This is a genomic window from Methylobacterium sp. DB0501, from assembly GCF_011043735.1.
GTDB lineage: Bacteria > Pseudomonadota > Alphaproteobacteria > Rhizobiales > Beijerinckiaceae > Methylobacterium > Methylobacterium alsaeris.
This window is the reverse complement of record NZ_JAAKGV010000057.1, coordinates 1-8,848: the sequence shown is the minus strand read 5'-3', so window position 1 is coordinate 8,848 and position 8,848 is coordinate 1. Positions and strand designations below refer to the sequence as shown.

Sequence of the window (8,848 nt, the reverse complement as noted above, 5' to 3'; positions counted from 1 at the left end):
TAGCCGCGGTGGACCAGGACCTTGTCGATGGTGATCTGGAAGAAGATCGGGGTGATGAGGGCGCAGAGCTGGATGAACAGCGAGGCGACGAGCACGGTGGCGAGCGGCCTGCGGTAGCGCCAGACGGAGGGGACGAACCAGGTCAGGCCGAACTTGTGCAGGGCGGTCTGGAGGTTGGCGCGTCGGGCGACGAGCACGATGGTGCCGGTCCATCGGGGCAGGAAGGCGTCGGGCTCGACGTGGTCGGCGGTGCGGGCGACGGGATCGATGATGCGCAGCTTGCCGTCCTCGAAGCGGCGGCCGAGGACGACGAAGCGTCCGTCCTCGACCTGGAGGATGGCGGGGAGCGGGATCGACTCCAGGCGGGCGGGCTTCTGGTCCTGGAGCAGGCGCCCCTTGAGGCCGAGGCGGCGTGCGCCGCGGACGATGTCGACGGCGCTCATCGGCCCCTGTCCGAGGCCGAGGTCGTGGCGGACCTGGGCGGGCTCGCAGGGGATCTGGTGGAACGAGGCGACGAGGGCGAGCGCCCCGAGGCCCGAATCGGGCCGGGCCGCCGGCAGTTCCGCGGGGCCGGGACCGGATTGGTCGGGGCCGGCCTGTGAGGCAACGCCTTTCAACATCGGCCTTAACACTCCTACCAGAGCGATATCAAACCGCCATCCTAATAACCGACGCACGTAAACTCACAACCGATGTCGATTTTATAAAACTCACGAATATTCGCATTAAATCGTAAGATATGTTCGTATTATTTTCCGTCTTACAAGGCCATAAGCCAGTATATTCGCCGAAATGCCGTTCTCTTGCGAATCCATCTGGCGCCGATTCACAGAACAGAATACAAAAGTTCGTGCTCGGCAACCGGGTGCGATGCCGACGGACTGCCGGACGGGAGGCTCCTTCGGCCGCAGCGGCGTCCGAGATCTGGAACTTTTTGCCGAACAACGCGGTCGACCCGAAGGATCCGGGCCGACCGACTTCCCGGGCGACGGCCCGACGTTGCCGTTGCCGGAGGCCGCTGCGCCGAAGGTGGTACGGCCGTCGAGGGCGCCCTACGCAGGTCGTGCGGCATCGGGTCGATCTTGGCCTGGGCGACATCTCGATCGGCCTTGCGGCACTCCATCATGTCGAAGCCCTTCGACGGATCGGGGCTCTCCTTCCGGCCGTCTTGGTCGTTGTGCCTCAGCGGATCGATCCCGACCGCCGCCACGTCCAGGTAGGGGTCGGGGTCGCCCTTGGTGTCGAACACGGCGTTCGGCTCCGGGAGCCGACGACGATCGCGTCGCCGGAGACCGACAGGAACCGCTCCACCACGAGGCTGTCGAGGGCGAACGGGCGCCGGTGGTCTTGCGGGATCGGGAAATCGCCGCCGACCGCGTCGTTCAGGCCGAGCGCATTGCGGCCGAGTCCCGGCGATCCCGCCGGACAGGCGAGACCCGCCCGGGGGCGACTCGCTCCGTCGTCACGATCATCGCATTCGATTCAATCGCCGGCATCGCGATTCATTGCTCGATCACCATCCTCTCGATGGCCCGATGCAATCCAGGACCGAAATTCGCAACCGGAAGTTGACAGTCGAACCGATGACGTGGAGGAGCCGATGTCCGCGTATGACTTCAGCAGGACGATCGTCGTCTGGGTTGATTTCGAACGTCCGGAATTCGGCCTCGTCCGCATCGGGTCGGCCATCCAGGCCTACGATGCCCTGCACATGACCCGTGTCCTGAATGTCGGCAAGACGGTCGCGCCGGTGATGTGGAACGCGGCGGAGCGGGCGGTCGACATCGCCCTCATCGATCCTTCCCGGACGAACCTGAGGGCCGCCGAAGAGACGCTTCTGGATCTCGTGAAGCGCGCCTCACCCATCTCCCAGTCGGTCCGGCGCCGGCTGGCCCCCGAAACCTGCTCGTCGGGCCCGTTCTCGCCCCGGGCCATCATGCGGGCGATGTGGCCGAACCATCGCATATGAAATCCGACTGATCGCTTCCGGCGATCCTGTCGGCTCGCCGGAAGCGATCAGTCGGATTCGGTATGACGGTGCGGTCCGGCACGAAGCCGGGAGAGCGCGCTCCCCCCGCCCCCGGGATCAGGCCCGGGTCAGCTTGGTGACCACGGCCAGCAATTGCTCGGGCTTGAACGGCTTGGTGATCCAGCCGGTGGCGCCGGCCGCCTTGGCCTGCTGCTTGATACTCTCGTCCGATTCCGTGCTCAGGAACAGGATCGGCACGCCGGTCAGCGCGGGCATCGTCCGCAGGTTCTTGATCATCTCGAGGCCGTTCATCACCGGCATGTTGAGATCGGTGATGACGAGGTTGGGCGCGCCGGACCTGGCCTTGGCAATGCCGTCGGCGCCGTCCTCGGCCTCGATGACGGTGTGGCCGGCCGGTCCGAGGACCACTTTGATCATCTGCCGGATGCTCATGGAGTCGTCGACGGCGAGAACGGTAGCCATGGGATGGAAACTCCGGGACGGGGGTGAGACGGATCGGGCGGGGCCGCTCAGGCGGCGTGGAGGAACGGGGCTTGCCGGAAGGGACTCTGCGCGGTCAGGCCGGCCCGCGCGAAGGCGCTGCGCACGATGTCGGGGGCGTCGACGAGGGTGAGGCGCTTGGCCTGCCGCTCCGCCGTGGCTGAGGCCGCCACGACCAGCTGCACGAAGGCGATGTCGGCGCGCGCGACCGCGGCGCAGTCGAGCGCGAGGTCTGCGGTCGAGGCGAGGGCGGCGGCGATCTCGCCGTGCAGGGTCCCGATCGTCCGCACGGTGCAGTCGTCCGGGAGGGTGACGGTGAAAGGATCTGACATCACGGAGCCGGCGTCCTGGCGAGGGGTCCGAACCGCCCCTCGCCGCAAGACTAAGCGGGAATGGCGTAAAACTTCCCTGAATCTTTCGGAACCCCTGACTCCATGTCGTCAACGTTTCGGCAAGCATGGGGCCCGTAGCGTCCGGGCGGCCCCGGACTCGACGTCGGGCGGGCACGAACGCTACGAACGGTCCCATGGAGTCCAGGACGATGATTTCGGAGGTCGCACAGGTGACGCTGGAGCGCTCCCGTGCCCGATGGCTGCGGCCCCGCCGCGAGGCCCCGGCCCTCGCCCCGGCTCCCGCCGCCGCGAGCCTCGCGCCGCCCGTCGCCGAGCCGCCGCCCACCGCCGATACGGCGGCCTTCATCGACCTGCTGCAATCCTGGCTCGGCCTCTCCGCCCTGCAGCGGCGATCGCTGGAGGCCCTGGTCGACGAGCTCGGCATCGCCTCCTCCCACGTGGAGGAGAGCGTCCAGGGCCTGACGCACCGCTTCGAGAACATCGCGGCGACGACCCGCGAGCAGGCCGAGATCGTGCAGGGACTCGTCGCGTCGATCCAGTCCGTCGAGATCGACGGGCACCCGGTCCTCCTCGCGGAGGTCGCCTCCGGGCTCGGGGAGACCCTGGCGGCGCTGATGGACAAGGTCGGCCGGCTCTCGCGCCAGGGGGGTGCGACCGCCCGCTCCCTCGACACGGTGCTCACCGAGATCGACGCGGTCGAGGGCAGCGTCGCGCGGATCGAGACCATCAACCGCCAGACCAACCTGCTCGCCCTCAACGCCAAGATCGAGGCGGCGCGGGCGGGCGAGGCTGGCCGGGCCTTCTCGGTGGTGGCCGACGAGGTCCGCCTGCTGGCGCAATCGATCAACACGCTCTCGGGCACCATCAAGGACCAGATCCGCGTCATCGCCACCGGCCTGCGCGACAGCCACGGCCTGTTGCAGGACATCGCGACCGTCGACGTCTCCGACGAGAGCCGCAGCGCCGAGGTGCGGGTCAGGACCGTGATGCAGACCCTCGTCGCCCAGACCTCGCGCTTCGCCGGCGTGCTGCAGCAGACCGCCGAGACGACGCAGTCGATCACCGCCGACGTGTCGGGCGCCATCGTGGCGCTGCAGTTCCAGGATCTGACGAAGCAGCGCCTTCAGAACAGCGAGACGGTGCTGCGGGCGCTCTCCGTCGAGCTCGGGCGGATGGCCGACGCGGCGGCGGCGCGCGGCATCGACGGGTCCGGCCCCGCGCCCGATCAGGCCTGGGTCGAGGCGATGATCGCCTCCTGCACCCTCGGCAAGGTCCGGGACCGCCTGCGGCGCCAGATCCTCGGGCAGGAACCGGAGCAGGAACCGCCGGAGCGGCCGCCGGTCCCGGCACCGGCCGGCGCGGACGAGTTCGACGGCATCGACCTGTTCTGAGCCACGACGCGCCGTCGGACGGAGCGAATCTTCGCTGGACTGTCCGTCATGATCCCGGCGGCATCCCGATGACGGGAGCGCCTGCCGGACAAGACAAGGCGCCCGCCCAGTCTCGAATGGCGCTCGCCGCGAGGATTCGTGGGCCTGAAGACCTGCCTTACGCTGCGTCTCCCAAGTCTTCGATCGGCGACCGCCGCCGTGCCGAACCGGCCTTCGACTCCCGCTTCCCTTGGGTTTGACAATATTCCTAACCCCGACCGCGCATGAATATTCGATCGCTAACCGAAAATTAGCGCCCGCCATGCGAAGAATAGCGACTGCGAAATTCCGGATTTCTCAGCCTCCACCCCCGATGACCCGGATTCCGAAAGCCGCCCGCGAGGAGCGGCCGGGTGGAAGAACGGTCGTCGGCGGCGGGCCGGGGCGGCTTTGCGCATTCGTCCTCGAGCTTCCCGCGCGATCCAAGGGTCGATGCCGACATGACTACCCTGAACCCGGTCGACGTGTTCCGCATGGAGGCCGACGAGCTTCTCGCCTGCCTCGAGACCACGCTGCTCGATCTCGGCGAGAAGCCGCAGGACCGGGCCCTGATCGACACCGCGTTCCGCGCCCTCCACACCATCAAGGGCTCGGGGGCGATGTTCGGCTTCGAGCGGGTGGCGGCGTTCACCCACGACTTCGAGACCGCCTTCGACCTCGTGCGCCAGGGCCGCGTGCCGGCGAGCGTCGATCTCGTGAACGTCGCCCTGTCGGCGAAGGACTACATCCGCCAGCTGATCGAGGATCCCGACGGGGCCGAGCCGATCTTCGGCCAGGCCATCCTCGACGAGCTCGGCACCCTGGTCGGCCGGGCGACGAGCCCGGCCGGGCCGGCCTCCTCGCCCGACGCGCCGGAGGCCGCGGGCCAGGCTTCGAGTCCGGAAACCGCAGGCCGGGGATCGACCCTCGAGACCGGCTGGCGGATCGGCCTCGCCTTCGCGCCGGAGGTACTGCGCAACGGCACCAACCCCCTCGCCCTCCTCGACGACCTGCGGGAGCTCGGCCCCTGCGAGGTGACGGCGCGGCTCGACGCGGTGCCGGACCTCGCGGCCCTCGATCCGGGCGCCCTGGCGATCGGCTGGGACGTGACCCTGCGGGCGGCCGTCACCCGCGAGGCGATCGAGGACGTGTTCCTGTTCGTCCAGGACGAGATGACCCTGACCCTGGCGGCCCTCGGCGGGGCCGCCGAGGCGCCGGCCGATCCGGCTCCCCCGGCCGAGCCCGTCTCCGCGGTCGCCGCGCCGCGGGCGCCGGTCGTGATGCCGGTCGCGCCTCCAGCCGCGCCTCCCGCGGCCGCCCCGCCCGAGGCCCGCGCGGGCGCGCAACGCAGCGCCAGCACGGTGCGGGTCGAGGCGGAGCGCCTCGACGAGCTGATGGACCGGGTCGGCGAACTGGTCATCGCCCAGGCCCGCCTGAGCCAGATCGCCGGCCTTCACGCCGATGCCGGCATCAAGACCGTCGCCGAGGAGATCGAGCGCCTGTCGGCGCGCCTGCGCGACACCACGATGAGCATCCGCATGGTGCCGATCGGGGCGCTGTTCGGCCGCTTCCGGCGCCTCGTCCACGACCTGTCGCGGGATCTCGGCAAGCCGGTCGAGTTCGTCACCGAGGGTGAGGACACCGAGCTCGACAAGACTGTGATCGAGCGCTTGGCCGACCCCCTGGTCCACCTGATCCGCAACGCCATCGACCACGGCATCGAGGACCCGGCCCGGCGCGCCGGCACGCCCACGGGCGGCGCGAAGAGCGCCACCGGCCGCATCACCCTCTCGGCCGAGCATGTCGGCGCCCAGGTGCGGGTGAGCGTGCGCGACGACGGCGCCGGGCTGGACGCAGCCCGCATCCGCGCCAAGGCCGAGGAGAAGGGGCTCGTCGCCCCCGGCACCGTGCTGAGCGACCAGCAGGTCTACCAGTTCCTGTTCGCCCCCGGCTTCTCCACCGCCGCGACGATCTCGGCCCTGTCGGGCCGCGGCGTCGGGATGGACGTCGTGAAGAAGACCATCGAAGCCCTGCGCGGCACGATCGACATCGCGACCGAGCCCGGCGCCGGCACCACCGTGACGCTGCGCCTGCCGCTGACGCTCGCCATCATCGAGGGCCTGCTGATCCGGGTCGGCGAGGGGCGGTACGTCGTGCCGCTCTCGGCGGTCGAGGAATGCGTCGAGCTGCCCGAGGGCGACCGGACCGGCCGCGGCCGGGACTTCCTCGACATCCGCGGCGCGCTGGTGCCGTTCCTGCGGCTGCGGTCGCTGTTCGAGGCCGACGGCGAGCCCGACCCGTACCAGAAGGTCATCATCGTCTCGGTCGGCGAGACCCGGGTCGGGCTCGTGGCCGACCAGATCATCGGCAACCACCAGACGGTGATCAAGTCGCTCTCGAAGCTCCACGCGGACGTCGCGACCTTCTCGGGGGCGACGATCCTCGGCGACGGCACCGCCGCCCTCATCATCGATGTCGGCCGGCTCGTCACGGGCGGGCAGGCGGAGATGCCGCGCGAATACCAGGAAGTGGCGTGATGACCGGGACAGCGGACATTCAGGCGCAGACCACCCCCCTGCAGGTGGTGAAGGTGCGCATCGGGTCGGAGACCTTCGCCCTCGATGCCGGGATGGTACGGGAGATCATCGACCCGATCCCGACCACCCGGGTGGCGGGCGCGCGCTCGCATCTCGACCGGATCGTCAACGTGCGCGGCAACGTCGTGCCCCTCGCCGACATCCGCGAGCGCTTCGGCATGAAGCCGGAAGCCGCGACGCCGGATACCCGCTTCGTGGTGATCGAGGTCGAGATCGCGGGCGATCCGGTCATCGTGGCCCTCGTCGCCGACAAGGTCTTCGAGGTGACCGAGGTCCAGGGCGGCACCGCGCAGCCGATCCCGAAAGTCGGGACCTCGTGGCGGCCCGAATACATCAAGTCGATCGTCAAGAGCGGGGACGAGTTCGTCATTCTGCCCGATGTCGAACGGATCCTGAACTGAGCTAGAATTTGTCTGGAGTCATTTCATGCGGGTCACGATCAAGGCGAAACTCGCCGGCGGCTTCGCCTCGGTCCTCGTCCTGGCGGGCGCGGCCGGCGCGGTCGGGTACCAGAAGCTGACCGCCGCCGACGAATCGATGCGGTTCGTCGTCAGCCGGTCCGAGGTCCAGGCGCTCGTCCTCGACGCGAAGGCCAATGCCATCCGGGGCATCTCTAACGCGCGGGCGGCGGTCATCAGCGCGGACGAAGCCCAGATGACCGATTTCAGCAAGCGCGCGACGGACAATCGGGCCGATGCGCTCGCCGCATTGGCCAAGGCCAGGACCTACATCAGTTCCGAGGATGGCAAGCGGCTCTTCGAGGATCTGTCCGACAAGTACGACAAGCAGCGCGCATTGGGCCTCAAGGTGCAGGAGCTGACGCAGCTGAACTCGAATGCCCGGACCTGGACGGAGATCAACACGACCGGGCGTCCCGCCACCGCCGCCCTGCGGACCGAGCTGGACGCGCTCGCCAAGGGCCGGCAGGGCGAGCCGGGCGACGACGAACTCGTCCGCACCGCGGCGGCTTTCCAGGTCCGCCTGGAGCGGGCCTGGGGCCAGATGCAGTCGGCGACCGGCGCCCTCAGCGTCGAGACGCTGGACCAGCGCGTGAGCGCTGCCAAGCAGATGCGCGAGGAGATCTCGCGCGCGGTCGACGACCTGCTGCGCGTCGGCGCCGCGCGCGGCCTGCCCGTCGAGGCGGTCCGGCAGAGATATGCGGCCTGGTCTGCGTCCTTCCAGAAGGCGCTCTCGACCGTCGAGACCGGGACCACCGTCAAGGCCGCCTCCCTCGCCTCGGGCGAGTACGCTGTCGCCAGCACGGCGGCGATCCGCGCCTTCGACGCCCTGGTCGAGTTCCAGAACAAGCGCATGGCCGATGCGGTGGCGCGGGCCAAGGCCGAATCGAGCGACGGCCAGGCAATGCTGCTCGCCGTGCTGGCGGGCGCGCTGCTCCTCGGCCTCGTCATCGCGACCTGGCTCGCGGTCACCATCTCCCGCGGCTTGAGCCGCGCGGTGTTCCTCGCCGACGCCGTGGCGATGGGCGATCTCAGCCAGACGGTCACGGTGACCTCCCGCGACGAGATCGGCGACCTCGTGACCGCCATGAACCGCATGACGGCCAACCTGAACGAAACCGCCACCCTCGCCGATGCGATCGCGGAGGGCGACCTCACGGTGCAGGCCGAGCCCCTGTCCGAGAAGGACAGGATGGGCCTCGCGCTCCAGACGATGCTGGCCCGGCTGCGCACCGTCGTGGCGGACGCCGCCGCGGCCGCGGGCAACGTCTCGGCCGGTTCACAGGAGCTGTCGGCCTCCGCCGAGCAGCTGTCGCAGGGCTCGACCGAGCAGGCCGCCTCGACCGAGGAAGCCTCCGCCTCGATGGAGGAGATGGCCGCCAACGTGAAGCAGAACGCCGAGAATGCCGGCCAGACCGAGGCCATCGCCCGCCAGTCGGCCAAGGACGCCGAGGCGAGCGGCGCCGCGGTGGGGCGCGCCGTCGAGGCGATGCAGACCATCGCCCAGAAGATCACCATCGTGCAGGAGATCGCCCGCCAGACCGACCTGCTGGCGCTCAAC

The 8,848-nt window shown here is 69.5% G+C and carries 9 protein-coding genes; 5 read left to right on the top strand and 4 right to left on the bottom strand.

Features of this window, described 5'->3' with window-relative positions:
* Both G4G93_RS34990 and G4G93_RS34985 read right to left on the bottom strand, forming a co-directional pair.
* A partial coding sequence (locus G4G93_RS34990) for a cysteine peptidase family C39 domain-containing protein (RefSeq protein WP_246737192.1) occupies positions 1-620 on the bottom strand: 620 nt, incomplete at its 3' end.
* 206 nt (positions 621-826) lie between these two features.
* Positions 827-1,249 carry a hypothetical protein gene (locus G4G93_RS34985; RefSeq protein WP_165091897.1) on the bottom strand — a complete coding sequence of 141 codons (423 nt, stop codon included), beginning with the start codon at positions 1,247-1,249 and terminating at the stop codon, positions 827-829.
* Between the two features lie 351 nt (positions 1,250-1,600).
* On the opposite strand from G4G93_RS34985, the gene G4G93_RS34980 reads away from it, so the two are divergent.
* Positions 1,601-1,969: a hypothetical protein gene (locus tag G4G93_RS34980; RefSeq protein WP_165091895.1), complete on the top strand. Its 369-nt coding sequence runs from the start codon at positions 1,601-1,603 to the stop codon at positions 1,967-1,969.
* 117 nt (positions 1,970-2,086) lie between these two features.
* Here G4G93_RS34980 and G4G93_RS34975 read toward each other — a convergent pair whose 3' ends face one another.
* Positions 2,087-2,452, bottom strand: coding sequence for a response regulator (locus tag G4G93_RS34975; RefSeq protein ID WP_165091894.1), 366 nt, complete (start codon positions 2,450-2,452; stop codon positions 2,087-2,089).
* Positions 2,453-2,499: 47 nt separating this feature from the next.
* Positions 2,500-2,802 carry a lipid asymmetry maintenance protein MlaB gene (locus tag G4G93_RS34970; RefSeq protein ID WP_165091898.1) on the bottom strand — a complete coding sequence of 101 codons (303 nt, stop codon included), beginning with the start codon at positions 2,800-2,802 and terminating at the stop codon, positions 2,500-2,502.
* Positions 2,803-3,011: 209 nt separating this feature from the next.
* Here G4G93_RS34970 and G4G93_RS34965 point away from each other — a divergent pair, with 209 nt between their 5' ends.
* The 4 genes from G4G93_RS34965 to G4G93_RS34950 all read left to right on the top strand — a co-directional run.
* Positions 3,012-4,214, top strand: a complete 1,203-nt coding sequence (locus G4G93_RS34965; protein ID WP_165091892.1) for a methyl-accepting chemotaxis protein — start codon at positions 3,012-3,014, stop codon at positions 4,212-4,214.
* A gap of 479 nt (positions 4,215-4,693) precedes the next feature.
* Positions 4,694-6,769 (top strand): chemotaxis protein CheA, encoded by a 2,076-nt coding sequence (locus G4G93_RS34960; protein WP_165091890.1) that lies wholly within the window; start codon positions 4,694-4,696, stop codon positions 6,767-6,769.
* The gene (locus G4G93_RS34955; RefSeq protein WP_165091889.1) at positions 6,769-7,230 is read left to right on the top strand and encodes a chemotaxis protein CheW; all 462 of its coding nucleotides are present in this window, start codon (positions 6,769-6,771) and stop codon (positions 7,228-7,230) included. The genes G4G93_RS34960 and G4G93_RS34955 overlap by 1 nt, the downstream gene beginning before the upstream one ends.
* A gap of 25 nt (positions 7,231-7,255) precedes the next feature.
* Positions 7,256-8,848: methyl-accepting chemotaxis protein (locus G4G93_RS34950; protein ID WP_165091887.1), on the top strand; the 1,593-nt coding region annotated here is incomplete at its 3' end.

Excerpts from the sequence above, each read along its gene's own strand:
- G4G93_RS34955 (WP_165091889.1), top strand. The coding sequence starts at position 6,769 with ATGACCGGGACAGCGGACATTCAGGCGCAGACCACCCCCCTGCAGGTG.
- G4G93_RS34975 (WP_165091894.1), bottom strand. The coding sequence starts at position 2,452 with ATGGCTACCGTTCTCGCCGTCGACGACTCCATGAGCATCCGGCAGATG.
- G4G93_RS34980 (WP_165091895.1), top strand. The coding sequence starts at position 1,601 with ATGTCCGCGTATGACTTCAGCAGGACGATCGTCGTCTGGGTTGATTTC.
- G4G93_RS34970 (WP_165091898.1), bottom strand. The coding sequence starts at position 2,802 with ATGTCAGATCCTTTCACCGTCACCCTCCCGGACGACTGCACCGTGCGG.
- G4G93_RS34965 (WP_165091892.1), top strand. The coding sequence starts at position 3,012 with ATGATTTCGGAGGTCGCACAGGTGACGCTGGAGCGCTCCCGTGCCCGA.
- G4G93_RS34960 (WP_165091890.1), top strand. The coding sequence starts at position 4,694 with ATGACTACCCTGAACCCGGTCGACGTGTTCCGCATGGAGGCCGACGAG.